Source organism: Kitasatospora sp. NPDC093806 (assembly GCF_040683335.1).
Lineage (GTDB): Bacteria > Actinomycetota > Actinomycetes > Streptomycetales > Streptomycetaceae > Kitasatospora.
In genome coordinates this window covers 12,624-38,850 of the sequence record NZ_JBFBDO010000081.1, presented here as the reverse complement: position 1 = coordinate 38,850, position 26,227 = coordinate 12,624, and the positions used below count along the sequence as shown (strand labels likewise).

The window sequence follows — 26,227 nt, the reverse complement described above, 5'->3', positions numbered from 1 at the left end:
CCGGCGGCGGCCGTGGCCCGGGTGTGCGCCGCCCCCGCGCCGGGGCCGGCCACGGCGCCGGCGGGCGCGGTGACCGTCGACCCCGCGGTGACCGACGACCTGGCCGCGAAGACCAGGGAGAACCCCCCGCACACCACGTTCTGGCTGCTCCCGGGCACGCACACGCTCCAGCCGGACCGCTACGCCCAGGTGATGGCCAAGGAGGGGAACACCTACCTCGGCGCGCCGGGCGCGGTGCTCGACGGCCGGGGCACCAACAACTACGCGTTCAGCGGCACCGCCCCCGACGTCACCATCAGCCACCTGACCGTGCAGGGCTTCACCGCCCCGCACGACGAGGGCGTGGTCAACCACGACATGGCCGACGGCTGGGTGATCGAGCACACCACGATCCAGCGCAACTCCGGCGCCGGGCTGATGGCCGGCGCCCGCCAGCAGGTGCGCGCCAGCTGTCTGCGCGACAACGGGCAGTACGGGATGAACGCCTACAAGACCGGCGACACCATCAAGGGCCTGCTGGTGGAGGGCAACGAGATCACCGGCAACAACACCGACGACTGGGAGCGGCGCCAGCCCGGCTGTGGCTGCACCGGCGGCATCAAGTTCTGGGCCGTCGACGGCGCCGACATCCGCGGCAACTGGGTGCACGACAACCGCGGCGCCGGGCTGTGGGCCGACAACAACAACAACGACTTCCTCTTCGAGAACAACGTGCTGGAGTCCAACGACGGCACCGCGCTGATGTACGAGACCAGCTACAACGCGGTGATCAGGAACAACACCATCCGGCGGAACAACTGGGTCGAGGGCCGCAAGCACGCCGTCGCGGCCGACAACTTCCCGTACGCGGCGGTCTACCTGTCGGAGTCCGGCGGCGAACCGCGGATCCCGGCCCGCACCGACCGGATCGAGATCCACCACAACGTCCTGGAGGACAACTGGTCCGGGATCACCCTGTGGGAGAACGCCGACCGGTTCTGCAACAGCCCCGCCAACACCTCGACCGGCTACTGCACCCTGCTGGTCAAGGACACCGCGCGGTGCGCGGAGCCGGCCATCGCCACCACCCCGCTGTACGCCGACTGCCGGTGGAAGACCCAGCGGGTGGACATCCACGACAACCGCTTCTCGCTCGACCCGCGGGTCGTCGACTGCGCGGAGTGCGCCCGGATGGCGGTGCTCGCCAACTACGGCACCTACCCGGACTGGTCGCCCTACAAGGGCAAGCGGGTCGCCCAGGCGGTCACCCTCGACCAGGACAACCGCTGGCACGACAACGACTACCGCGGACCGTGGAGCTTCGTCATGGACGACCCCGCCCGCAAGCTCGACGCCGGGCAGTGGCAGGGCCCGCCGTACCGGCAGGACCAGGGCAGCACCTTCGCCCCGCAGGCCGGTGGTTGAGATGACCGGGACCCTCGTGCAGGCGGACGCGCCCGTCCGCACCGGCACGCCCAAGGCCGCCCTGATCGTCTGGGCGCTGCTGGGCCTCAACACGCTCGGCTCCGCCGGGGCGAAGACCATCGTCCGGCTGCCGCGCTCGCTCATCCAGATGGCCACCATGGGCGCGCTGGTCTCGGCGTTCGCGCTGGCGCTCGCGCTCAACCTGCAACTGCGCATCCGCACCAGCGCGTTCCTGTTCCTGCTCAGCCTGCTGCTGGTGCCGAGCCTGATCTCCAGCCTGCACCTGGAGGTCGGCGTCGGCGCGCTGTTCCGCTGCGCCCGGCTGACCATCTTCGTCGCCACGCTCTGGCTGCTCAGCCGCTGGTGGGACGACGGCCTGCTGTTCGTCCGGACCCACATCCGGATGTACTTCGCGGTCCTGGTGTCGGTGGCCGCCGGGCTGATCCTCTCCCCCGGCACCGCCATGCCCGAGTACTACGGCGGGCGCCTGGTCGGCGCGCTGTGGCCGCTCACCCCGCCGCAGATCGGCCAGTACTCCGCGGTGATCATCGGGCTCACCGTGCTGCTCCTGCTGGACCGCCGGATCACCGGGACCAGCGCGGCGATCGTCATCGTGCCGACCTTCGTGCTGCTCGCGATGACCCACACCCGGACGGCCACCGTCGGCCTGCTGGTCGGGCTGGCCCTGGCGATCGGCTCGCTCGTCCTGACCAGCGCCGCCGCCCGCCGGTTCTTCGCCTGGGCGGTGGTGGTCGCCGCGGTGGCCGCGGTGGCCTTCGCCGGCGCGGTGCAGACCTGGTTCATGCGCGGCCAGAGCCAGGAGAACTTCTCCAACCTCACCGGCCGGGCCAAGGTCTGGGACGCCCTGCTGACGGCGCCCCGGACGATCCCGGAGGAGGTGTTCGGCACCGGCCTGGGCGACAAGTCCTTCGGCGGACTGCCGATCGACAACAGCTGGCTGGCCGTCTACAACGAGCAGGGCAAGCTCGGCATCGTGCTGGTGGCGGCGATCCTGATCGTGCTGTTCGGGGTCGCGCTGCTGCGCCCGCCCTCGCTGCCGAGGGCCGGCGCGATCTTCCTGATCAGCTACGTCGCGCTCTCCTCGTACACCGAGGCCGGCCTCGGCGACGCCTCGCCCTACCTGCTGCACCTGGCGCTGGCGGCGGCGCTGCTCGCGACACCCACCGCGCCCGCACCCGCGGCCGCGCTCACCACGGCCACGCCGACCGCGGCCGCACCGACCGCGCCCGCGCCGGCGCGGCGACGCATCCCGCGCTGGGACCGGAAACGGGAGGTGATCTGACCATGCACGTCCTCGTGGTGCACAACCGCTACTCCTCGGCGCAGCCGAGTGGGGAGAACCGGGTCGTCGACGAGGAGGTGGCGCTGCTGCGCGCGGCCGGCCACCGGGTCGACCTGTTCGAGCGGCGCAGCGACGAGATCGCCGGGCGCTCGCTGCTCGGCAAGGTCGCGGTGCCGCTGCTGGTGCCGTGGAACCCGGCGGTCCGCACCGAGCTCGCCGACCGGCTGCGCGCCGAGCGGCCGGACGTGGTGCACGTCCACAACGTCTTCCCGCTGCTGTCGCCGGCGGTGATCGCCGGCTGCGCGGACGCCGGTGTGCCGGTGGTCGCGACCCTGCACAACTACGCCCAGATCTGCCCGCCGGGCACCCTGCACCGGGGCGAGGGGACGTGCACCGAGTGCGTCGGGACGAAGGCGGCGCTGCCCGCCGTCCGGCACGGCTGCTACCGCAACTCCCGGCTGGCGACGGTGCCGCTCGCGGTGAGCATGACGGTCAACCGGCGGCGCTGGTGGTCCGGGGTGGAGCGGTTCTTCTGCATCTCCGCGGCGCAGCGCGAGCTGCTGGTGCGCTCCGGCATGCCGGCCGAACGGCTGGTGGTGAAGCGCAACTTCGTGCCCGACCCGGGCGTGACCCGGGCCGACGACGGCGAGCACGTGCTGTTCCTGGGCCGGCTGACCGAGTCCAAGGGCGTGCGGCTGCTGATGGCCGCGTGGGACGCGCTCGCCGCCGGGGGCGGGGTCGGGGTGCCGCTGGTGCTGGCCGGCGCGGGGCCGCTGGAGGCCGAGGTGACGGCGTGGGCGGCGGGCCGCGAGGACGTGCGCTACGCCGGGCTGTACGACCCGGAGCAGGTCCGGCGGGCGGTCGCGCGCTCGGTCGCCGTGGTGGCGCCCTCGATGTCCATGGAGACCTTCGGCCTGGTGGTCGCGGAGGCGATGGCGGCCGGGGTGCCGGCCGTCGCGGCCGGTCACGGTGCCTTCGTCGAGCTGGTCCGGGACGGGGCCACCGGCTTGCTGCACCGGCCGGGCGACGCGGACTCGCTGGCGGACTGCCTGCGCCGGATCACGGCCGATCCGGCCGCCAACCGGGAGATGGGCCGGACCGCCCGGCACCGTTACGACCAGGCCTTCAGTCCGGCCGTCGGGCTGGAGCGCCTGGAGGAGGAGTACCGCTCCGCGATCGCGGGGCGGTCGGGCGGCGCGCACGGCGCGCCGCCGGTGGGAAGGACGAACGCTGGCCCGCGGCGGGACGCCCGGGCGAGCAGGAAATGGGGGCAGTAGATGACACGTTGCCGACTCTGCGGCTCGACGGCGCTGGGGAGCGTCGTCGACCTGGGGGCGACCCCGCCGTGCGAGAGCTTCCTCGCCGCGGACGAGCTGGACCGGCCGGAACCGACCTATCCGCTGCACCTGCGGGTCTGCACCGACTGCTGGCTCGCGCAGATCCCGCCGCTGATCACCCCCGAGGAGACGTTCACGCAGTACGCGTACTTCTCCTCGTACTCGACCTCCTGGGTGGAGCACGCGCGCTCCTTCGTCGACGGGGCGGTGGCGCGGCTGGGCCTGGGCGCCGACTCCTTCGTGGTCGAGGTGGCGAGCAACGACGGCTACCTGCTGCGGCACGTGGTGGACCGGGGCATCCGCTGCCTGGGCATCGAGCCGTCGGTGAACGTCGGCGCCGCCGCCCGGGAGGCGGGCGTGCCGACGCTCACGGAGTTCCTGGACCAGGCCACCGGTACGGCCGTCCGCACCGAGCACGGCCCGGCGTCCCTGGTGGTCGCCAACAACGTGTACGCGCACATCCCCGACGTGGTCGGCTTCACCCGGGGGCTGCGCGCCCTGGTGGCGGACGACGGCTGGGTCTCCATCGAGGTGCAGCACCTGCTGACGCTGATCGAGGAGAACCAGTACGACACGATCTACCACGAGCACTTCCAGTACTACACGGTCGCCTCCGCGGCCCGGGCGCTGGAGAGCGGCGGCCTCACCCTGGTGGACGTCGAACTGCTGCCCACGCACGGCGGTTCGATCCGGCTGTGGGCCCGGCCGGCCGAGGCGGCCGGCGAGCCGTCCCGGCGGGTGGCCGAGGTGCTGGACCGGGAGAAGGCCGCCGGGCTGCAGGAGCTGTCCGGCTACACCGAGTTCTCGGCCCGGGTGGCGAAGGTCCGCCGGGACCTGCTGCGCTTCCTGGTCGAGGCGGCCGAGCGCGGCGAGACGGTGGTCGGCTACGGCGCCCCGGGCAAGGGCAACACCCTGCTCAACCACTGCGGCGTCCGGCCCGACCTGCTCCCGTACACGGTCGACCGCAACCCCTACAAGCACGGCCGCTTCACCCCCGGCACCCGGATCCCGATCCTGCCGCCCGAGCAGATCGCCACCGACCGGCCGGACTACGTCCTCGTCCTGCCGTGGAACCTGCGGGCCGAGCTGACCGAGCAGTTGTCCTTCGTGCACGAGTGGGGCGGCCGGCTGGTCTTCCCCATCCCGGAACTGACCATCGTCGAGGTGAAGCCGTGAAGGTCGTCCTGTTCTGCGGCGGTTACGGGCTGCGGATGCGCAGCGGTACCTCCGACGACGTGCCCAAGCCGATGGCGATGGTCGGCCCGCGGCCGCTGATCTGGCACGTGATGCGCTACTACGCGTTCTACGGGCACACCGAGTTCATCCTCTGCCTCGGGTACGGGGCCAAGCACATCAAGGACTTCTTCCTCAACTACGAGGAGACGACGTCCAACGACTTCGTGCTGCGGGGCGGGAAGACCGAGCTGCTGTCCACCGACATCTCCTCCTGGACGATCACCTTCGCCCAGACCGGCATCGAGTCGCCGATCGGCGAGCGGCTGCGCCGGGTGCGCCACCACCTGGACGGCGACGAGATGTTCCTCGCCAACTACGCCGACGTGCTGACCGACGCCCCGCTGCCGGCGATGATCGACGCGTTCGCCGAGCGCGACGCCGGCGCGTCGATGATGGTGGTGCCGCCGCAGTCCTCGTTCCACTGCGTGGAGCTGGCCGAGGACGGCCTGGTGGGCGGCATCACCGCGGTGAGCGACATGCCGCTGTGGGAGAACGGCGGCTACTTCGTGCTCCGCCAGGAGGTCTTCGACCACATCCCGGAGAACGGGGACCTGGTCGCCGACGGCTGCACCGAACTCGCCAAGCGCGGGCGGCTGGTGGCCCATCAGCACCGCGGCTTCTGGAAGCCGACCGACACCGTGAAGGAACGGGCCGCGCTGGACGCCGCCTACGCCCGGGGCGACCGCCCGTGGGCCGTCTGGGAGAAGGACGGCTCCGGCGTGAGGACGGCGTGATCCGGCTCGGGGCCGGCCGCCCGGAGCGGATCGTCGCGCTCGGCGCGCACTGCGACGACATCGCGATCGGCGCCGGCGGCACGCTGCTGACGGCGTGCCGGGCGCGGCCCGGGCTGCGGGTGGACGCGCTGGTGCTGTCCGGTGGCGGCGGCGAGCGGGAGCAGGAGGAGCGGGAGGCGCTGGCCGCCTTCTGCCCGGACGCCGACCTGCGGCTGACCGTGCTCAAGCTGCCGGACGGACGGCTGCCCGCGCACTGGGACGAGGCCAAGGCCGCCGTCGAGGAGCTGCGCGGGCGGACCGAGCCGCAGCTGGTCCTCGCGCCGCGCACCGAGGACGCGCACCAGGACCACCGCGGCCTGGCCAAGCTGGTGACCACCGCGTTCCGCGACCACCTGGTGCTCGGCTACGAGATCGTCAAGTGGGACGCCGACCTCGGCCGGCCGACCGCGTACCAGCCGCTGTCCGCGGAGGTCGCGGAGGAGAAGGTGCGGCTGCTGCAGGAGCACTACCCCTCGCAGCGGCACCGCCCCTGGTACGACCGGGAGGCCTTCCTCGGGCTGGCCCGGATCCGCGGCATCGAATGCCACGCGCGCTACGCCGAGGCGTTCGCCGTGACCAAACTCGTTCTCGATCTGGAGGGATGAACCTTGCGCGTACTGCTGACCGGTCACCAGGGATACCTCGGCACCGTGATGGCCCCGGTCCTCGCGGCCGCCGGGCACGAGGTCGTGGGGCTGGACGCCGGCCTGTTCGCGGACTGCGTCCTCGGCCCGACGCCCGACGACCCGGCCGGGCACCGGGTGGACCTGCGCGACGTCACGGCCGAGCACGTCGCCGGGGTGGACGCCGTGATCCACCTGGCCGCGCTCTCCAACGACCCGCTGGGCTCGCTGGCCCCGGACCTCACCTACGACATCAACCACCACGCCTCCGTGAAGCTGGCCCGGCTGGCCCGCGAGGCCGGGGTGCGGCGCTTCCTGTACGCCTCCACCTGCTCGGTCTACGGCGCCGCCGGCGGCGACGAGCTGGTGGGCGAGGACGCCCCGCTGCGGCCGGTGACACCGTACGCGGAGTCCAAGGTGCGGGTGGAGGACGACCTGCACGCGCTGGCCGACGACGACTTCAGCCCGGTGTACCTGCGCAACGCCACCGCGTTCGGCTTCTCGCCCCGGCTGCGCGCCGACATCGTGCTGAACAACCTGGTGGGCCACGCGCTGCTGTCCGGCGAGGTGCTGGTGCTCTCCGACGGCACCCCCTGGCGGCCGCTGGTGCACGCCGCCGACATCGCCCGGGCGTTCACGGCCGCGCTGGTCGCGCCGCGCGAGGCGGTGCACGACCGGGCGTTCAACATCGGCACCGAGGCCAACAACGTCACCGTCGCCGAGATCGCCGAGCAGGTCGCCGAGGCGGTGGACGGCGCGAAGGTGCGGATCACCGGCGAGGCCGGCGCCGACCCGCGGTCCTACCGGGTGGACTTCTCCCGGTTCCGGGCCGCGCTGCCCGGCTTCGACTGCGAGTGGACGGTCAAGCGCGGCGCGGTCGAACTCGCCGACGCCTACCGCGCGTTCGGGCTGACCCGGGAGGCCTTCGAGCGGCGCTTCACCCGGCTGGCCGTGCTGCGCTCGGCGTCCGAGGCCGGTACCGTCGACGACACCCTGCGGTGGCGCCGATGACCGCGCCCGGGGCCGGCGAGCGGATGCACGAGCTGGTGGAGCGGCTGTACCCGATCTGCCGGAGCATCACCGGTGACGGCGTGCGCGCCACCCTGGACATCATCGGCGAGTACGTCCCGCTGCGGGTGCACGAGGTGCCGACCGGCACCCAGGTGCTCGACTGGACGGTGCCGCAGGAGTGGAACATCCGGGACGCGTACATCGCCGACGCCGCGGGCAACCGGGTCGTCGACTTCGCCGCGTCCAGCCTGCACGTGCTCGGCTACAGCGTCCCGGTGGCGGCGACCATGCCGCTGGCGGAGCTGCGCGGGCACCTGCACACGCTGCCCGACCAGCCGTCCTGGGTGCCGTACCGGACCAGCTACTACAAGCCGGAGTGGGGGTTCTGCCTGTCCCAGGAGACCCTGGACGCGATGCCGGACGGCGAGTACGAGGTCCGGATCGACTCCACCCTCGCGGACGGCCACCTGACGTACGCCGAGCACGTCGTGCCGGGCCAGGTCGCCGACGAGGTGATCGTCTCCTGCCACGTCTGCCACCCGTCGCTGGCCAACGACAACATGGCCGGCGTCGCGGTGGCGGTCTTCCTGGCGCGGGAGCTGGCGGAGCGGAACCCGTACTACACCTACCGGTTCATCTTCGCGCCCGGCACCATCGGGGCGATCACCTGGCTGGCCCGCAACGCCGAGCGGGTGATTGGGGCATCCCCTGCTCAAGCGGAGCCGAGAGCTTGGGGAAGGGTGCGGCACGGGCTGGTGCTGGCCTGCGCCGGCGACCGGGGGCAGCTGACGTACAAGCAGAGCCGGCGCGGCGACGCGGAGATCGACCGGGTGCTGCGGCACGTCCTGCGCACCTCCGGGCGGCCGCACCGGGTGGACGAGTTCACGCCGTACGGCTACGACGAGCGGCAGTACTGCTCGCCCGGGTTCGACCTCGGCGTCGGCTCGCTCAGCCGGACCCCGTACGCCGGGTACCCCGAGTACCACACCTCGGCGGACGACCCGTCCTTCGTCTCCCCGGAGGCGCTGGCGGACACCCTCGCGGTCTGCCGGGAGGCGTTCGCCGTGCTGGACCGCAACCGGCGCTACCTCAACCTCAGCCCGTACGGCGAACCGCAGTTGGGGCGGCGCGGGCTGTACGACTCGCTGGGCGGGCGCAGCGACGCCAAGGAGGCGCAGCTGGCCATGCTCTGGGTGCTGAGCCTCTCCGACGGCGAGCAGTCGCTGCTGGACGTCGCCGAGCGGTCCGGACTGCCGTTCGACGCCGTCGCCGCCGCGGCCGACGCCCTGCACGGCGCGGGGCTGGTCAAGACCTGATGAGCGCCGAGGGGAAGCAGACGACGGCACCGGCGCGGGGGCTGGCCGGGCGGCTGTCCTGGGGGCTGGCCGACCAGGCGGTCTCCAGCATGACCAACTTCGCGGTGGGCGTGTTCGTGGCCCGCTCGCTGGGCGTGACCGCGTTCGGCGTGTTCAGCCTGGCCTGGCTGACCTACGGCCTGGTGCTGAACGTCGCCCGCGGGCTGGCCACCGACCCGCTGATGGTGCGCTTCAGCGGCGTGCCGGAGAAGGACTGGCGGGCGGCGGCGGCCCGCTCCTCGGGGACCGCGCTGGTCATCGGCTGCTCCCTCGGCGCCGTCTGCCTGCTGGTCGGGCTCGGCCTCGGCGGCCGGGTCGGGCCGGCGTTCGCCAGCCTCGGCGTCGCGCTGCCCGCGCTGCTGCTTCAGGACTCCCGGCGGTTCGCCTTCTTCGCCGCCGGGGCCGGGCACAAGGCGTTCACCAACGACCTGGTGCAGGGCGTCGCGCTCGTCCCGGCGATGGTCGTGGCGGCCCGGGTGGGCAGCGTGGCCGCCTTCCTGCTGGCCTGGGGCGCCGCCGCCGCGGTGGCCGCCGGGTACGGCTTCCTGCAGTCCGGCATCCGGCCCCGGGTGACCGCCACCCGCGGCTGGCTGCGCGAGCAGCGCGACCTCGGCGGCCGGTACCTGGTCGAGAACGTCAGCCTCAGCGCCGCCGGCCAGCTGCGGGCCTACGGGCTCGGCGCGATCGCCGGGGTCGGCGCGGTGGGCACGGTCCGCGGCGCCGAGCTGCTGCTCGGCCCCTTCCTGGCCCTGCTGATGGGCCTGTCGCTGGTCACCGTGGCCGAGGCGGCCCGGGTGCTGCGGGAGGCCGCGCACCGGCTCGGCGGGTTCTGCCTCCGGCTGGGCGGCGGGCAGGCCGTCGCCGCCCTGCTGTGGGGCGCCGCGCTGCTGCTGATGCCGGACCGGATCGGCGAGCTGGTCCTCGGCGACGTCTGGCCCTCGTCGTCGGAGCTCATCGTGCCGGCCACCCTCGGCGTCGCCGGCGCCGGGCTCGGCACCGGCGCGGCGGCCGGGCTGCGCGCGCTCGCCGCGGCCCGGCGCAGCCTGCGCTGCCAGCTGTTCGCCTCCGCCTGCTACCTGGGCGGCGGGCTCGGCGGAGCCGCCCTGGCCGGCACGGCCGGCTCCGCCTGGGGCGTCGCCACCGCGACCGCCTGCGCCTCCGCCCTGTGGTGGCAGCAGCTGCGGGCCGCCCTGCGCGAGCACCACCGCACGAGCACCACCGAAACACGGAACGACATCCCCGAAGTGAGGACGACATGACCGCCGTACCCCGGTTGAGCATCGGGCTGCCCGTCTACAACGGCGAGGAGTACCTCGCCGAATCGCTCGACGCCCTGCTCGGGCAGACCTACGAGGACTTCGAGCTGGTCATCTCCGACAACGCCTCGACCGACGCGACCCAGGACATCTGCCGCCGCTACGTCGCGCAGGACTCCCGGGTCCGCTACCTGCGGCTGCCCCGGAACATCGGCGCCTCGCCGAACCACAACCGGGTGTTCGCCGAGTGCCGGGGCGAGCTGTTCAAGTGGGCCTCGCACGACGACCTGTACGCCCGGGACCTGCTGAAGCGCTGCGTGGAGGCGCTGGACGAGCGGCCGGACGTGATCCTCGCGCACGCCGACCAGGCGATCGTCGACGGCGACGGCCGGGTCAAGGTGCCCTACGAGTACGGGCTCGCCACCGGCTCCCCGTTCGCGCCGGAGCGCTTCCGCAGCATGCTGTTCGAGCCCGGCGGCGACGACTTCTACGGGGTGATCCGGGCCGACGTGCTGCGGCAGGTCAAGCCGCTCGACAGCTACCACCACGCGGACCGCACCTTCGTCGCCGAGATCGGCCTGCGCGGGCGCTTCCACCAGGTGCCGGAGCTGCTGTACTTCCGCCGGGACCACCCCACCCGCGCCGAGCGGGCCAACCCCTCCAAGCGCTCCCGGTGCGTCAACCTGGACCCGCGCCGGTCCGGCCCGCTGCACCCGACGCCCCGGCTGCTCGCCGAGTACGTCTGGGGCTTCCTGGCGACGATCCGGCGGGTGCCGCTCTCCCCCGCCGACCGGCGCGCCTGCTACGGCCACCTCGCCGACTGGGCGGCCAGCCGGGTCCGGCCGGGCGCCGGCGAGCGGGTCGAGGACCGCGCCCCGGTCGACCCGGACCGGTTCGAGGTCTCGGTGGACGCCCTGGTCGCCGGACGCGAAGGACGGCAGCCGTGACGACCGTACGGAGAACGCCGGTGCGGGTCGGGGTGTTCGGCCTGCTCGGCTCCGGCAACCTCGGCAACGACGGCTCGCTCGAAGCCCTGCTCGGCTACCTGCGCGCCGAGCACCCGGACGCGGTGGTCGACGCGCTGTGCGGCGGCCCCGAGGCCGTCACCGAGCGGTTCCGGATCCCCGCCACCCGGCTGCACTGGTACCGCGGCGAGTACCGGACCGCGTCCCGGGCGGGCTCGATCGCGGGCAAGGGCCTGGGCAAGCTCGTCGACGCCGTCCGCACCGCCGCCTGGGTGCGCCGGCACGACGTGGTGATCGTGCCCGGCATGGGCGTCCTGGAGGCCACCCTGCCGCTGCGGCCGTGGGGCTTCCCGTACGCGCTGTTCCTGCTCTGCGCGGCCGGCCGGCTGCTCGGCACCAAGGTGGCGCTGGTCAGCGTCGGCGCCGCCGAGATCGGCAGCCGGCCCACCCGGGCGCTGGTGCGCTGGTCGGGGCGGCTGGCCGCCTACCGGTCGTACCGGGACGCGCCGTCCCGGGAGGCGATGCGGGCGATGGGCGTGGACACCCGGCGGGACGAGGTCTACCCGGACCTCGCCTTCTCGCTGCCGGTGCCGGTGCCGGCGGCGGGCGCGCCCGCCGGTCCGGAAGGCCCGGTCTGCGTCGGCGTGATGGCCTTCCACGGCGGGAACGACGACCGGGCCCGGGCGGAGGAGATCCACCGGCGGTACCTGGACGGCACCACCCGCTTCGTCCGCGCGCTGGTCGAGGACGGCCGGCCGGTCCGGCTGCTGATGGGCGACGACGTGGACCGGCCGGTGGTCGCCGCGATCCTCGCCGCGGTGGACTCGCCGCTGCTCACCGCCGCCTCGCCGGCCTCGCTGGACGACCTGATGCGGGAGACGGCCGCCGCCGAGACCGTGGTGGCGACTCGGTATCACAATCTGATCTGTGCACTGAAAGTAGGCACGCCGACGCTCGCTCTGACCTACGCTCGGAAGAGCGAGGCGCTGATGGACCGGATGGGCCTGGGCGAGTACTGCCACCCGGCCCGCGAGGTCGACGCCGACCGGCTGATCGAGCAGTTCCGGGCACTGGAGAAGCAGTCGCCGGAGCTGCGGCGGACCCTCGCCGAGCGGAACCTGGCCGCCCGCCGGGAACTCCGGCAGCAGTTCGACGACTTGACGGCGGCCCTCTTCCCGGCGGCCGGCCGCCCGCCGCACGACCGTTCCCCCGCGCACGAGCACGACCACGACCACGCCCCACGGGAGGCTCCATGAAGGTGACCGAAGTCCCGGCGATCGCCGGTGCGTTCCTCTTCGAACCGACGCCCTACGCCGACGAACGCGGCTTCTTCTGCCGCACGTTCGACGCCGAGGTGCTCCGCTCGGTCGGCATCGACCCGGACGCCTTCGTCCAGCACAGCCTGTCCCGCTCGGTCCGCGGCGTGCTGCGCGGCCTGCACCTGCGCTCCGGCGCGGGCGAGGCCAAGCTGGTGCGCTGCTCCTCCGGCGAGGTCTTCGACGTCGTCGTGGACCTGCGGCCGGACTCGCCGACCTACCTGGGCCAGGCCCACTTCGAGCTGAGCGGCGAGACCCAGGCGAGCGTCTACATCCCGGCGGGGTGCGCCCACGGGTTCCAGGCGCTGACCGACACCGCCGACGTCTCGTACCGGATCGACCGCCCGCACGACCCGGCCGAGGACGTCACGATCGCCTTCGACGATCCCCAACTCGCCGTCCCCTGGCCGCTGCCCGCCACCTCGGTGTCCGACCGGGACCGCAAGGCGCCGGGCCTCGCCGAGGTCCTCGCCCGGTCCCCGCGGCCCGAGGGGCGGTGAGGCCGACATGGACACCGGACACACCGACGAGTTCAGCCTGCCCCGGTCGCGGGCGGCCAACGAGCGCCTGCACGCCCTGATCCCCGGCGGCGCCCACACCTACGCCAAGGGCGACGACCAGTACCCCGAGCACCTGGCCCCGGTGATCAGCCACGGCCGCGGCGCCCACGTCTGGGACGTCGACGGCAACCGCTACGTCGAGTACGGCTCCGGCCTGCGGTCGGTCAGCCTCGGCCACGCCCACCCGCGCGTGGTCGAGGCGGTCCGCCGGGAGCTCGACCGGGGCAGCAACTTCGTCCGCCCGTCCGTCCTCGAACTCGACGCCGCCGAACGGTTCCTGGCCACCGTGCCGACCGCCGAGATGGTGAAGTTCGCGAAGAACGGCTCCGACGTCACCACCGCCGCGGTGCGGCTGGCCCGGGCCGTCACCGGGCGGTCCCGGGTGGCCGTCTGCGCCGACCACCCGTTCTTCTCGGTCGACGACTGGTTCATCGGCACCACGCCGATGTCGGCCGGCATCCCGGACGCGATCACCGAGCTCACCCTGGCGTTCCCGTACGGCGACCTGGCCGCCACCGAGGAGCTGCTCACCCGGCACCGGGACGAGGTCGCCTGCCTGGTCCTCGAACCGGCCGGCCACGCCGAGCCGCCGCCCGGGTACCTCGAAGGCCTGCGCGCGCTGGCCGACCGGCACGGCTGCGTGCTGGTCTTCGACGAGATGATCACCGGCCTGCGCTGGTCCGAGGCGGGCGCCCAGGGCCTGTACGGCGTCGTCCCCGACCTCTCGACCTTCGGCAAGGCGCTGGGCAACGGCTTCGCCGTCTCGGCGCTCGCCGGGCGCCGGGAGCTGATGGAGCACGGCGGGCTGCGCCACTCCGGCGACCGGGTCTTCCTGCTGTCCACCACGCACGGCGCGGAGACGCACGCGCTGGCCGCCGCGATGGCCGTGCAGACCACCTACGCCGAGGAGGGCATCACCGCCCGGCTGCACGCCCTCGGCGAGCGGCTGGCCGCCGGGGTGCGCGAGGCCGCCGCCGCTGCGGGCGTCGGCGACCACGTCCTCGTCCGGGGCCGGGCCAGCAACCTGGTCTTCGCCACCCTCGACGAGGACGGACAGCCCTCGCAGCCCTACCGCACCCTGTTCCTGCGCCAACTCCTGGCGGGCGGCGTGCTCGCCCCGTCCTTCGTGGTGAGCAGCGCGCTCGACGACGCCGACATCGACCACACGGTCGACGTGGTCGCCCGGGCCTGTTCCGTGTACCGGAAGGCGCTGGACGCCGGGGACCCGACCCCCTGGCTCGCCGGACGCCCGGTGAAACCCGTGTTCCGCCGCCTGGTCTGACGCTCCGTCGGCTGATCCGGCATCAGCGACGTTCTCGCCGGGCGGCGTCCGCCGTCCGGTCGACCAGCCACCCGGTCGCCGGCACCACCGCCAGCGCGGTGCAGAAGCCGCCGAGGGTGTCGGTCGGGTAGTGCGCGCCCATCACGACCTGCGCCCAGCCCATCGCGGCGCCGGCGACCAGCGCCGCGGCGAGCAGGAGCAGCAGGCCGGCCGTCCTGCCGGGACCGGGCCCCGGCCCGTCCCGGCCCCGGCGGTGGGTCGCGAGCAGCGTCACCACGAGGGCGAGCGCGGTGGCGAAGGCGGTGTGCCCGCTCGGGTAGGACAGGTAGCCGCCGTGGATGGTGCGTCCCACCACGTGTTTGAGCACCGTCGTCAGCCCCACCGCGAGGCCGACGGCGACGACCGTGAACACCGCCGCGCGCGGCCGCCGGAGCAGCAGGCAGCCGGTCAGGACGGCCGCGACCAGCACCGTCGCCCCCACCGGCTCCCCCAGGGCGTCCAGCACCGACGCGAGGTCCCACCAGAGCGGCCCCGGACCGTCCAGCGCCTCGCCGACCCGTGCGTCCACCGACCCCGGGGCGCCCACGCCGGCGTACCGGATCCCGAGCGCGAGGACCACCGCGGCGGCGAGGGCCGCGATCAGCCCGAGGCCCCCGCGCGGTGCCGGGAGCAGCCGCGCGGGCGCCGGCCGGCCGGGGTGGCGGGCCGGCGCCTCGGGCTCCACCTTCTGAGGCATGGGCCGAGTATGTCAGCGGCCCACCGGGGCCGGCAGGCGTTCCCGGAGATCGGTCCCGGGCCCGTCCGCTCCACCTCCGTCGGGCCCGGGCCCGTCCGCTCCACCTCCGTCGGGCCCGGGCCCGTCCGCTCCACCTCCGTCGGGCCCGGCCCCGTCGGACAGCGCCCGGTCGGCCGCGGCCTGCAGGGCGTCGAGGTCCTCGGCGATCTCCGCGCCGGCGACGGCGTCCGGCAGTTCGTCCTCCAGGTACCGCAGCGGCCGGTGGCGCAGGCCCAGGGCGCCCCAGGCGACCAGCAGCAGCCCGCAGGTGACGAGCAGCAGGCCGGTGCCGCGGCCGGGCCCGGTGCCGAGCACCCGGCCCACCGTGTCCGCCAGCGCCCCGCCCTCGTCCAGCAGGCCCGCGAAGGCCCCGGCGAGCGGCGGGGCGGTGAGGAAGGCCAGCGGGGTCATCGCGACGGCGAGCATCTGGTTGGTGGCGAGCACCCGGCCCTGGAGCTCCGGGCCGACCTTGAGCTGGATGATGGCCAGCCAGTGCGCGTTGAGGATGCTCATGGACGCCCACCAGACCAGCGCGCCCACGGCCGCCAGCGGCACCGACGGGCGCAGGCCGACCAGCACGACGCCGAGGCCGACGCCGCTCACGAACCCGACCATGCCGGTCGTCCGGCGGGCCGTGCCGCCCCAGAGCGCCACGATCAGGCTGCCCGCCACGGCTCCCGCGCCGCCGACCGCGGTGACCACGCCGACCGCCGTGGTGCCGGTGAAGGAGAGCAGGCTCGGGACGGTCAGCGTGACGGCGAGGGTGCCCAGGTAGTTCTCCACCATGAAGAAGACGATCATGACCAGCAGCGGGCGCCGCCGGACCAGGAACCGCCAGCCGCCGACGATCGCCCGGCCGAAGGACTCCTCCTGCCGGCGGAACAGCCGGTCCGGGAAGCGCACCAGGAGCAGCGCGGCCAGGCCGACGAGGAACGAGGCCACGTCCACGGCCACCACCCAGGGCAGGCCGACCAGCCCGATCAGCGCGCCGCCTGCCAGCGGGGCGATCAGCGTCCCCAGGCCGGCCCCGAGGTTGGCCAGGCCGTTGGCCTGCACCAGGTAGGGCTTGGGGACGAGTTGGGCGACGGCCGCCAGATAGGCCGGCCGCCGGAACGCGGTCACCAGCGACATCACGCCCACGGTCAGGCCGACCTGCCACAGCGCCGGGCCGCCGGTCCACAGCGCTGCCGCCAGCGAGACCGTGGCGGCCGCCGAGACGGCGTCGCAGCCGAGCATGACCCGGCGGCGGTCGATCCGGTCCGCCACCGCGCCGCCCAGCGGCGCCGCGACGATCGCCGGGAGCATGGCGAGCATGCTGACCAGCGCGTAGTCGAGGATCCGCCCGCTGCGCTGGTAGGCCCAGACGCCGAGCGCGAACGAGGTCAGCGCGCTGCCGATCAGCGAGACCGTCTGGCCGGCGGCGACCAGGTAGAAGTCCCGGAGGTCGCGCCGCGCCCGCCGGCCGGTGACGGTGACCTCGGCGAGCGGCTCGGGCAGCCGTCCGTCGGCCCAGGCGCCGAGCCGCTCGCCGATCAGCGCGGCGAGCCGGCCGGCCTGGTGCTTGAGGAAGTAGTGGCCCGCGCGGGGGACGGTGGCCAGCTCGACCCGGTCGGCGAAGGCCCCCCACTCGGTGAACCGCTCCTGGTAGAGCTCGGTGGAGCGGTCGCGCTCGCCGATCACGCAGAGCACCGGGGCCCGCAGCCGCCGGGGGTCCTGCCTGGTCAGCTCGTCGGTGAACCAGCCCTGCGCCTGGTCCACGTCGTGCCGCAGCCCGCGCAGCACGGTCCGCTGCGCCGCCTCGACGGCCGCGCCGTCCTCCGCCCCCTCCTCCTCCAGGCCGCCGATGGTGCGCAGGAACTCCCGGTAGGCCCGGTCGGAGGTCCAGCGGGTGGCCGGGAACCGGCGGCGCAGCCAGGTCGAGAAGCGGCCCGGCAGCCGCGCGCCGGGGAAGCTCCCGCCGATCACCAGGCCGGTCACCGGGACGCCCTCGGCCTCCAGCCGGAGAGCGAGCGCGGTGGCCGCGGCGGAGCCGACGCAGTGCCCGTACACCGCCACCGGACCGGTGACCGGGTGGGCCGGGTCGGTGAGTTCGGCGACCACCCGGTCGACCAGCGCGGTCAGCGGGAGCAGCGGCTCGTCCGGCCGGGCCGGGTCGTGGCCCGGCAGTTCCACGGCCAGCACGGCCGCGCCGGGGACGGCGGCGGCGAGTTCGCCGGCGAGCGGGCCGTAGGAGGCCGCGGAGCCGCCGCCGTAGGGGACGCAGACCACGGTGACGGTCGGCACCCGGCCGGGCGGGGGGCCGGCCAGCCGGTGCAGCAGTCCGCGCCCGCCGTCGGGCCCGTCGGCCCCGGCCGCGTCGAGGAACGCGGCCAACTCGCGGACGGTGGGCCGGGTGAACAGGTCGATCACCCGGAGCGCCGGGTCGATCGCCCGGACGGCGCGCACCGCCCGGAAGGAGTCCCCGCCGAGGGCGAAGAAGTCGTCGTCGACGCCGATGCCGTCGGCCGCGCCCGGTTCGAGGACCTGCGCCCAGGCCTGCGCGACGCGCAGCTCGGTCGGCGTGCTCGGGGCGATCCGCTCGCCGGCCGCGGCCGGCTCGGGGGCGGGCAGGGCGGCGCGGTCCACCTTGCCGTTGGGGGTGAGCGGCAGGACGGGGAGGACGACGATCGCCGAGGGCACCAGGTAGTCGGGCAGCCGCCCGCGCAGGGCCGTGCGCACCCGGGCGACGTCGACGGTGGACTCGGCGCCTGCCGCGGTCACCCAGGCGGCGAGCCGGCGGGCGTGCGCCTCACCGACCGGCAGGACCACCGCCTCGCCGATCTCCGGCAGGTCGCGCAGCGCGGCGGCCACCTCGCCCGGTTCCACCCGGAAGCCGCGGATCTTGACCTGGTCGTCGATCCGGCCGAGGAACTCGAACAGGCCGTCCTCGGTCAGCCGGACCCGGTCCCCGGAGCGGTAGCACCGCCCGGTGCCGGTCACCGGGTCCGGGACGAAGCGCTCGTCGGTCAGGTCGGGGCGGCCGAAGTAACCGCGCGCCACGCTCGGCCCGCCGATCCACAGCTCGCCGGGCACCCCGGCGGGCAGCGGCCGGCCCCCGGCGTCGGCCACGTGGCAGTCCACGTCGGCCAGTGGCCGGCCGATCGGCACCGTGCCCGTCCGCCGGTCCGCCGGGACCTCGTCCACGGCGCAGCCGAGCACGGACACCGTGGTCTCGGTGGGGCCGTAGTGCACCTGGACGGCCAGCCCGGGCCGGGCGGCCCGGATCCGGTCCACCAGGTCCCAGGGGCAGGCCTCGCCCGCGAGGATCAGCAGCCGGCGGGGCAGCACGCGGCCGAGGTCCCCGTGGGCGGCGAGCAGTTCGAGGTGGCTCGGCACCATCTTGACCGCGTCGACCGGGTGCGCGGCCAGGTACCGCCCGTACGCCTCCGGGTCGGTCGCCACCTCGCGGTCCACCAGGTGCAGCGTGCCGCCGAAGGCCAGCGCGCCGAACACGTTGGTCAGGCCGAGGTCCGCCGCGTGGGTCGACACCAGGGCGAAGGAGCCCCCCGCGACGCCGGGGTCGGTCAGCCGCTCCGCCACCGCGTGCAGGTAGTGCACGATCTGCCGGTGCTCGACGGTGACGCCCTTGGGGCGGCCGGTGGAGCCCGAGGTGAAGATCAGGTAGGCCGGACCGGCCGGATCGACGGTCACCTCCGGGGCCGTGTCGGGGCTTTCCGGTGCGGGGTCCGGAGCGTCGAGGAGTAGCGGCTCCACGACGCCGTGCGTCCCGCCGTCCGCGCCGCCCGCCGGGAGCCGGTCCGCGAACTCCCGCTCGGTGAGCACGAATCGGGCGCCCGCCGTCGCCAGGAGGTCGGCCAGCCGGTCGTCCGGGTAGGCGGGGTCGAGCGGCAGGTAGACCGCGCCGGCCTTGAGGGTGGCGAGCAGGGCGACCACCAGCGGCGTCCGGCGGTCGGCCAGGACGCCGACCGGCTCTTGCGATCCGACCCCGGCGGCGAGCAGCCGGTGGGCGAGCCGGTTCGCCCGCGACTCCAGCTCTCCGTAGGTCAGTTCGCCGTCGGGGCCGACCACCGCCGTCGCCTCGGGCCGTTCGGCGGCGTGGCGCTCGACCAGCCGGTGCAGCGGCTGCGCCAGGTCGAAGGTCCGGCGCGGCCCGGACCGCAGCGGTCCGTCCACCGGCTCCAGGGGCACCTCGCGCACCGGGCGGTCGAGGTCGGACAGCACGCCGGCCAGCAGGGCCGGGTACCACGCGGTGATCCGCCGCGCGGTGGCCGGGTCGAAGAGGTCGGTGCGGTAGATCAGCGAGCCCTGGTAGGTGTCGCCGGTGCCGTCGGTGCTGTCGGCGGTGGTGGCCGCGAACGCCAGGTTCAGGTCGAACTTCGCGGTGGTCGCCGGCGGTGCGAAGACCCGCGCCGTCAGTCCCGGGAAGCGGGGCGCCGCCGCCGGGGTGTCGATCACATTGAGGAGGACCTGGAAGAGCGGCGTGGCGGCGAGGTCGCGGGCCGGGCGCAGCCGGTCCACGATCCGCTCGAACGGGACCTCGGTCCGGGCGAAGGCCTCCAGCGCCACGTCCCGCACCCGGCGCAGCAGTTCCCGGCCGGTCGGCGCGCCCGACAGGTCGGTCCGCATGGTGAGCGTGTTGATGAAGAAGCCGATCGTGCGCTCGGTGTCGGGGTGCCGCCGGCCGGCCTCGGGCACGCCGACCGGCACGTCGTCCACGCCCGACAGCCGGGCCAGCAGCTCCTGCCAGACCGCGAGCAGCACCATGAACGGCGTGCAGCCGAGCTCGGCGGCCCGCGCCCGCACCTCGGCGGTCAGGGCGGCCGGCAGGACCACCGGCAGCTCGGCGCCGGTCCCGGCCGGGATCGGCGGGCGCGGGCGGTCGGTGGGCAGGTCGAGCACCGGGTCCAGGCCGGAGAGCGTCCGGACCCACCAGTCGAGGTCGGCCTCGGCGCGGCCGCCCTCGTCCGGCCGCCGGGCCAGCCAGTCGGCGTAGTCCGGGTACTGGACCGACGGCGGGGCGGGGGGCTCGGCCAGTCCGAGCCGCGCCGCGTAGAGCGCCGCCAGCTCGGCCACCGCGACCGTCCTCGACCAGGCGTCGAAGGCGATGTGGTGGACGGCCAGGGCCAGGACGTGCTCCTCGGCGCCGAGCCGGAACAGGGCCGCCCGCAGCGGCGGTTCCACCGCCAGGTCGAACGGCCGGCGCAGGTCCTCGCGCAGTCGGCGGTCCAGCGACTCCCGGCCGTCCGGCCCGGTCAGGTCGACCTCGGCCAGCGGCACCGCGTCCGCCGGGCCCGGCACCGCCGTCGGCTCGGCGTCCGGCTCCGCGTCCGACTCCCCGGCCGGCTCGACGATCAGGCTGCGCAGGACCTGGTGCCGTTCGGCGAGGTCCCGCACCGCGCCCAGCAGCGCGGGCCGGTCCAGCGGTCCGTGCAGGTGCAGGGCGACCGGGATGGTGTAGGCGGTGCTCTCCGGGTCCAGCTGGGTGAGGAACAGGAGCCGGGCCTGGGCGGCGGACAGCGGGGCCGGGGCGCTCGGGTCGGGCCGGGCGGGGATGGCCGGGGTGCTGCGGGCAGCGGTGCGGCGGGCCGAGGTGAGCCGGGCGCGCAGGGCGTTGGCGAGCTGGGGGTCGCGTCGCTGCCCGGTCGACGGTTCGGTGGACGGGGCCGTGGACAGCTCGGTCATGCCGCACCTCCGGCGGGGGCGGTGGCGGTCGCGGAGGTCTCGGCCTCGGCGAGGTCGGCCAGCAGCAGGGCCTCCAGCCCGGCCGCGAAGTCGGCCAGCACCGGCCGTTCGAACAGCAGCCGCACCGGCAATGGGAGGTCCAGCGCCGCCGTCAGCCGTCCGGCGACCCGGGTGGCCGCCAGCGAGTGCCCGCCGAGCGCAAAGAAGTCGTCGTGGGCGCCGACCCCGGCGACGCCGAGCACCGCCTCCCACACCTCGGCCGCCAGCAGTTCGGCGTCGGTGCGCGGGGCGATCCGCTCCCGGCCGGTCCCGCCGCCGGGTGCCGGGAGGGCGCCCCGGTTCACCTTGCCCGAGACCGTCAGGGGCAGCGCGTCCAGCACCACCCACCGCCGGGGCACCAGGTGCTCCGGGAGGCGGGCGCGCAGGCGCTCCTCCAGCGCGGGTGTGCCGAGGGTGGTCGCCGCTTGGGCCGCCACCGCGAGGTAGCCGACCAGGTGGGCGTCGGCGCCGTCGCCGAGGACCACGACGGCCGCGTCCCTGACCGCCGGCTCCGCGCGCAGGGCGGTCTCGATCTCGCCGAGTTCGATCCGGTGGCCGCGCAGCTTCACCTGCTGGTCGCGGCGGCCCAGGAAGTCGAGGGTGTGGTCCGGTAGCCACCGGGCCAGGTCACCGGTCCGGTAGCGGCTGGAGCCCGGTGCGAGCGGGTCCGCGGTGAACGCCGCCGCGGTCGCCTCGGGCCGCTCCCGGTAGCCCCGGGCGACGCCCGCGCCGCCGATCCACAGCTCGCCGACGACGCCCGGGGGCACCAGCCGGCCCATGGCGTCCAGCACATAGGCCCGCTCCCCCGCCAGCGGTCGGCCGATCGGCACCGAGTCGCCGACCGGCGCCGTCACCCGCGCCATGGTGGAGTAGACCGTGCTCTCGGTGGGCCCGTAGGCGTTCCACAACTCGCCGGTGCGGGTGAGGAGTTCGCGGGCCAGCTCCGGGTCCAGCGGCTCGCCGATGCTGACCACGCGGACCCGCGGTCCCGACCACCCGGCCGCGACCAGCATCCGGAGTGTGGTCGGCGTCGCGGTCATCAGGGTCACCCCCGCCCCGTCCAGGAACCGCGCGACGGCGTACCCGTCCACCGTGGCCCCGCGCTCCGGCATCGCCAGCCGGAGCCCGCAGGCCAGGGCGACCCAGAGTTCGAACCCGAACACGTCGAAGGCCGGCGAGGTGAGGCCCGGCAGCACGTCGTCGGGCCGGACGCCCGGGGTGAGTCGCATCGCGGCCACGAAGGCCGCCAGGTTCGCGTGGGTGACCTCCACACCCTTGGGGCGGCCGGTCGAACCGGAGGTGTAGAGGAGGTAGGCGAGGTCCTCAGGGGCCGGCTCGGGCAGGCTCACCGGTCCGGGGTCGGCCGGGCCGTCCGGATCGTCCGGGCCGTCCACGTCGAGGACGGCGACGCCCAGCGGCCCGGCCAGCTCGGCGGCGAGCCCGCGCGTCCCGGCGGCGGCGAGGACGACGCCCGCCCCGGAGTCGGCAAGCTGGGCGCGCAGCCGCTCGGCGGGCTGGTCCGGCTCCAGCGGGAGGTAGGCCGCGCCGGCGCGCAGCACGCCGAGCAGGGCCGCGGGCAGGTACCGGTCGCGCGGGAGGCAGACCCCCACGGTGAATCCCGCCCCGGGCGCGTGCACGGCCGGTCGCGCCGCGCGCAGGGCGGCGGCCACCCGGCGGGACCGGTCGGCCAGTTCCGCGTAGCCGAGTTCGCCGGCCGGGTCGGTGACGGCCACCGCGTCCGGCCGCCGGGCCGCGTGGTCGAGCACGGCCGCCACCACCGTCCGCGGGCCGTCGTCCGGCAGCGGGACCCCGGTGCCGGCGGCGAGCAGCGCGGCCCGCTCCTCCGCGCTCACCAGCTCGACGGCCGACAGCGGACGGTCCGGGTCGGCCGCCGCGGCGTGCAGCACGCGCAGCAGCCGGTCGGCGAAGGCCGCGGCCTCGGCCGGGCCGAACCGGTCGGCTTCGTAGGCGAGTTGGAGCTCGGGCCCGTGCACCGTGTCGTTGACGAACACGGTCAGCGCCGCCTGCGTCCCGCCCCCGGTGGCCTCACCGAGCAACTCCAGCCGGACGCCGTCCTGCTCCACGGCCACCGGGAGGCCGGAGGGCTGGAAGGAGAGCACGACGGGGGTGCCCAGGGATCCCCGTGGGTGTTCGATCCCGGCCGCCCGGAAGGCCTCCTGCACGGTGAGCCCCGGGTGGTCCAGAGCGCGGGCGGTCGCGCCGGCGGCGCGGCGGACGGCGTTGCGGAAGGACAGCCCCTCCGCCAGCCGCAGCCGGACCGGCAGGACACCGACCAGCGGCCCGATGACCGTCTCCAGTTCGGGCTCGGCCCGGTGCGCGACGGCGGCGCCCAGCAGGACCTCGGTGCGGCCGGTGCAGCCGGCGACCAGGACCCCGAGCGCGGTAAGGAAGGTCGCGAAGGGGGTGGCCCCGCAGTCGGCGGCGAGCCCGTCCAGCGCGGCGGCCGTCGCGGCGTCGAGGGGGCGGACGAGCCGTTCGCCGGACGGCTTGGTGGGTCGGGCGGGAACGGCGGGCCGGGTGGGCTCGGCGGGCGGGGCGGACTCGACGGACCCGCTGGGCCCCCCGGACCGGGCTCGGAAGAGGTCCAGCGGCGGGACGGCGTCGGCCAGTTCGCGGGCCCAGAAGGCGCGGAGCGCCTCGGCCCGGTCGGAGCCGGCGGCCAGTGCGCGCTCGTACAGCGCGAGGTCGCCGACCTCGACGGGCGGCGGCGTGGCGCCCTGCCCCTCCCCCAGACCGGCGGCCAGCTCCGTCATCAGCAGGCCGATCGACCAGCCGTCGAAGGCGACGTGGTCGGTCACCAGGACCAGTTCGGCGGTGTCCTCGTCGAGCCGGAGCAGGGTGGCCCGGAGCAGCGGGGTCTCGGTGGCGAGGTCGAAGGCGTGGGCCGCGGCGGCGCGGGTCAGTTCGGCGGCCCGGCCCGCCCGTTCCGCCTCGGGCGCACCCCTCAGGTCGTGCTCCTCGAACGGCACCGGGGCCGGCGGGCGGACCAGCGTCACCGGCCCCTCGTCGGCGCCCGGGGCGGCGGCGTCCGCCATGGCTCCGTCCCGCACGACGCTGCGCAGCACCTCGTGCCGCTCGACCACCGCGTCCAGCGCGGCCCGCAGCCGCTCCGTCCCCGGCAGTCCGCGCAGGCGCAGCCGGAAGGCGACGGTGGTGGCGCGCTCGGCGGAGCCGACCTGGCGCAGCAGCCACATCCCCTGCTGCGCGGAGGTCAGCGGGTAGCGGTTCCGGCCGGTGTGCCGGACCGGCGCGGACACCGGGACGCCACCCGACCGTCCGTCCGCCCCATCCACCCCATCCGGCAGCAGCGCGGCGAGTCCGGCGACGGTGGGCGCGGCGAGGAAGGCGGTCAGCGGGACGGGTCTGCCGAACTCGCGACCCAGGACGGCGCAGATCCGGGCGGCCGCCAGGGAGTGGCCGCCGAGCGCCCCGAACTCGTCGTGGACGCCGACCTCGGCCAGCCCGAGCACCCCGGCCATGAGCTCCGCGATCCGCCGCTCGGTGCCGGTGCGCGGGGCGGTGTAGTCCGTGTCGTCCGCGCGCCCGAACTCCAGCGCGGCGAGCACGGCCCGGTCGGCCTTGCCGGTCGGCCCGACGGGCAGCCGGTCGAGGACCGCGATCCGCGAGGGCACCAGGTGCTCCGGCAGCAGGTCCCGGAGCCAGGCCCGCAGCCGCGACTCGGTGAGCGCCGGGTCGGCCGTCTCCGCGTAGGCCGTCAGCCGCCGGGTGCCGTCCGGGTCGGCCGGCGTCAGCGCCACGGCGTGCCGGACGGCCGGGTGCCGCGCGAGGGTCGCCTGGACCTCGCCGGGTTCGACCCGGAAACCGCGGACTTTCACCTGGTCGTCGATCCGCCCGGCGAAGTGGTGGCGGCCCTCCGTCCGCCGGACCAGGTCGCCGGTCCGGTAGTGCCGGACGCCGGCCGGGTCGGTGACGAACCGTTCGGCGGTCAGCTCCGGCCGGCCCAGGTATCCCCGGGCGACCAGCGGGCCGGACACCCAGAGCTCGCCGACCTCGCCGTCGGCGAGCGGGTTCCCGGCGCCGTCGCGGACCGAGAGCCCGCTCCCCGCGTACGGCGAGCCGATCGGCGGTTCCTCCCGTCCGGCCCCGGGCACCTCGTACGTCACGCAGCTGACGGTGCACTCGGTCGGGCCGTAGCTCTGGACGACCCGGCGGACGTCGGTGTTGGCGTGGATCCGGTCCGCCAGGGCCCGGGTGAGCGCCTCGCCGCCCGCGCGGACGGTGCGCACGCCCGGCGGCAGCGGCTCGCGCAGCAGCGCGGCCAGGGCGGACGGGGTGCCGTAGACCATGGTGACCTGGTCCCGCGCGGGAAGGGTGGGCAGGGCGAGCAGGTTCTCGGCGAGGATCACCGTCCCGCCGCGGAGCAGCGGCAGGAACAGCTGGGTCACCGACGGGTCGAAGCAGACCGAGGTCGCGGCCAGCATCCCGCGCAGCTCGTCGGCCGCGTAGACGCCCGCCTCCCAGCTCAGCAGGGCCGCCACGTTGCGGTGCTCGACCACCACGCCCTTGGGCCGGCCGGTCGAGCCGGAGGTGTACATCACGTACGCTGCGTCCGTCGGCTCGGCGGATATTGCATCGTCGTGGTCGCCCTCACCCACCGTCACCGTCCCCACGAGCAGCGGCGCGACGCCGGTGGCCCGGAGGGCGCCGAGCGCGTCGCCGCGCCGTTCGAGGACGGCCGCCGAGGTGACCAGCTGGGCGATCCCGGCGTCGGCGGCGATGAACTCCAGGCGGTCCGCCGGGTAGGCGGGATCCAGCGGCACATAGGCCGCGCCGGCCTGCCAGACCCCCAGCAGCGCCGGTACCAGCCACTCGTCCCGGTCCAGGCAGACGCCGACCAGCGAACCCCGCCCGACGCCCCGACGGCGCAGCTCGCGGGCCACCGCAGCGGCCCGGCGGTCGAGTTCGGCGTACGTGGTCCGGACCGACCCCGCCACCACGGCGATGTCGTCCGGGGTCCGCCCCGCCTGTTCCCGGATGGCCCGGTGCACCGGGTCCATCCCGAACGCGCTCGTCGACATCACTGTCGAACCCCCCTTGATGAACTTGCCATGACACCGGATCCGGGTCTGCCAAGTTGTGGCGTAACCTGCTTTTGACGGTCGGTCAACTGTCGTCGCCGCGCATGGCGGAGTGGCCTTCGAAGATCGACTCCAAGGCCTTCAGGGCGGGCTCCCAGCGGCGCGGCCCACCGTACTTCGCGATCTCCACCGAGGTCCAGGGTTTGTAATGGTCCGGAAAAGGACCTGCCCACGGCCTCACCGTGGACCC

At 75.2% G+C, this 26,227-nt stretch carries 16 protein-coding genes; 13 read left to right on the top strand and 3 right to left on the bottom strand.

Features of this window, described 5'->3' with window-relative positions:
- From AB0N76_RS29070 to AB0N76_RS29010, 13 genes are all read left to right on the top strand, one after another.
- A partial coding sequence (locus tag AB0N76_RS29070; protein ID WP_363562051.1) for a right-handed parallel beta-helix repeat-containing protein occupies positions 1-1,404 on the top strand: 1,404 nt, incomplete at its 5' end.
- Between the two features lies 1 nt (position 1,405).
- Positions 1,406-2,707, top strand: coding sequence for an O-antigen ligase domain-containing protein (locus AB0N76_RS29065; protein WP_363562049.1), 1,302 nt, complete (start codon positions 1,406-1,408; stop codon positions 2,705-2,707).
- Positions 2,708-2,709: 2 nt separating this feature from the next.
- Positions 2,710-3,984, top strand: coding sequence for a glycosyltransferase (locus tag AB0N76_RS29060; RefSeq protein ID WP_363562047.1), 1,275 nt, complete (start codon positions 2,710-2,712; stop codon positions 3,982-3,984).
- Positions 3,985-5,220 carry a class I SAM-dependent methyltransferase gene (locus AB0N76_RS29055; RefSeq protein ID WP_363562045.1) on the top strand — a complete coding sequence of 412 codons (1,236 nt, stop codon included), beginning with the start codon at positions 3,985-3,987 and terminating at the stop codon, positions 5,218-5,220. It abuts the gene before it with no gap.
- Complete coding sequence (locus tag AB0N76_RS29050; protein ID WP_363562043.1) at positions 5,217-6,014, top strand: glucose-1-phosphate cytidylyltransferase; 798 nt, start codon at positions 5,217-5,219, stop codon at positions 6,012-6,014. Before AB0N76_RS29055 ends, AB0N76_RS29050 begins: the two co-directional genes overlap by 4 nt.
- Complete coding sequence (locus tag AB0N76_RS29045) at positions 6,011-6,658, top strand: PIG-L family deacetylase (protein WP_363562041.1); 648 nt, start codon at positions 6,011-6,013, stop codon at positions 6,656-6,658. Before AB0N76_RS29050 ends, AB0N76_RS29045 begins: the two co-directional genes overlap by 4 nt.
- Before the next feature lie 3 nt (positions 6,659-6,661).
- Positions 6,662-7,687, top strand: coding sequence for an SDR family oxidoreductase (locus AB0N76_RS29040; RefSeq protein ID WP_363562039.1), 1,026 nt, complete (start codon positions 6,662-6,664; stop codon positions 7,685-7,687).
- Entirely contained in the window at positions 7,675-9,003 is a 1,329-nt protein-coding gene (locus AB0N76_RS29035; protein WP_363562037.1) for a DUF4910 domain-containing protein, read from the top strand. Before AB0N76_RS29040 ends, AB0N76_RS29035 begins: the two co-directional genes overlap by 13 nt.
- Positions 9,003-10,301: a hypothetical protein gene (locus tag AB0N76_RS29030; protein ID WP_363562035.1), complete on the top strand. Its 1,299-nt coding sequence runs from the start codon at positions 9,003-9,005 to the stop codon at positions 10,299-10,301. Before AB0N76_RS29035 ends, AB0N76_RS29030 begins: the two co-directional genes overlap by 1 nt.
- Positions 10,298-11,245, top strand: coding sequence for a glycosyltransferase family 2 protein (locus AB0N76_RS29025; protein WP_363562033.1), 948 nt, complete (start codon positions 10,298-10,300; stop codon positions 11,243-11,245). Before AB0N76_RS29030 ends, AB0N76_RS29025 begins: the two co-directional genes overlap by 4 nt.
- A complete protein-coding gene (locus tag AB0N76_RS29020; RefSeq protein WP_363562031.1) occupies positions 11,242-12,519 on the top strand; it encodes a polysaccharide pyruvyl transferase family protein in 1,278 nt (425 codons plus the stop codon). Before AB0N76_RS29025 ends, AB0N76_RS29020 begins: the two co-directional genes overlap by 4 nt.
- Positions 12,516-13,079 carry a dTDP-4-dehydrorhamnose 3,5-epimerase gene (gene rfbC, locus AB0N76_RS29015; RefSeq protein ID WP_363562029.1) on the top strand — a complete coding sequence of 188 codons (564 nt, stop codon included), beginning with the start codon at positions 12,516-12,518 and terminating at the stop codon, positions 13,077-13,079. The genes AB0N76_RS29020 and rfbC overlap by 4 nt, the downstream gene beginning before the upstream one ends.
- 7 nt (positions 13,080-13,086) lie before the next feature.
- A complete protein-coding gene (locus tag AB0N76_RS29010; RefSeq protein WP_363562027.1) occupies positions 13,087-14,421 on the top strand; it encodes a glutamate-1-semialdehyde 2,1-aminomutase in 1,335 nt (444 codons plus the stop codon).
- Positions 14,422-14,443: 22 nt separating this feature from the next.
- On the opposite strand, the gene AB0N76_RS29005 is transcribed toward AB0N76_RS29010, so the two are convergent.
- The 3 genes from AB0N76_RS29005 to AB0N76_RS28995 are packed head-to-tail and all read right to left on the bottom strand — an operon-like array spanning position 14,444 to position 25,977.
- Positions 14,444-15,157, bottom strand: a complete 714-nt coding sequence (locus AB0N76_RS29005; protein ID WP_363562025.1) for a phosphatase PAP2 family protein — start codon at positions 15,155-15,157, stop codon at positions 14,444-14,446.
- A gap of 12 nt (positions 15,158-15,169) precedes the next feature.
- Positions 15,170-20,878, bottom strand: coding sequence for an amino acid adenylation domain-containing protein (locus tag AB0N76_RS29000; RefSeq protein ID WP_363562023.1), 5,709 nt, complete (start codon positions 20,876-20,878; stop codon positions 15,170-15,172).
- A complete protein-coding gene (locus tag AB0N76_RS28995) occupies positions 20,875-25,977 on the bottom strand; it encodes an amino acid adenylation domain-containing protein (protein ID WP_363562021.1) in 5,103 nt (1,700 codons plus the stop codon). The genes AB0N76_RS29000 and AB0N76_RS28995 overlap by 4 nt, the downstream gene beginning before the upstream one ends.
- Positions 25,978-26,227: the final 250 nt, after the last annotated feature.

Coding starts and splice junctions, on each gene's coding strand:
- AB0N76_RS29060 (WP_363562047.1), top strand. CDS start 2,710: ATGCACGTCCTCGTGGTGCACAACCGCTACTCCTCGGCGCAGCCGAGT.
- AB0N76_RS29010 (WP_363562027.1), top strand. CDS start 13,087: ATGGACACCGGACACACCGACGAGTTCAGCCTGCCCCGGTCGCGGGCG.
- AB0N76_RS29025 (WP_363562033.1), top strand. CDS start 10,298: ATGACCGCCGTACCCCGGTTGAGCATCGGGCTGCCCGTCTACAACGGC.
- AB0N76_RS28995 (WP_363562021.1), bottom strand. CDS start 25,977: ATGTCGACGAGCGCGTTCGGGATGGACCCGGTGCACCGGGCCATCCGG.
- AB0N76_RS29030 (WP_363562035.1), top strand. CDS start 9,003: ATGAGCGCCGAGGGGAAGCAGACGACGGCACCGGCGCGGGGGCTGGCC.
- AB0N76_RS29055 (WP_363562045.1), top strand. CDS start 3,985: ATGACACGTTGCCGACTCTGCGGCTCGACGGCGCTGGGGAGCGTCGTC.
- AB0N76_RS29005 (WP_363562025.1), bottom strand. CDS start 15,157: ATGCCTCAGAAGGTGGAGCCCGAGGCGCCGGCCCGCCACCCCGGCCGG.
- AB0N76_RS29065 (WP_363562049.1), top strand. CDS start 1,406: ATGACCGGGACCCTCGTGCAGGCGGACGCGCCCGTCCGCACCGGCACG.
- AB0N76_RS29000 (WP_363562023.1), bottom strand. CDS start 20,878: ATGACCGAGCTGTCCACGGCCCCGTCCACCGAACCGTCGACCGGGCAG.
- rfbC (WP_363562029.1), top strand. CDS start 12,516: ATGAAGGTGACCGAAGTCCCGGCGATCGCCGGTGCGTTCCTCTTCGAA.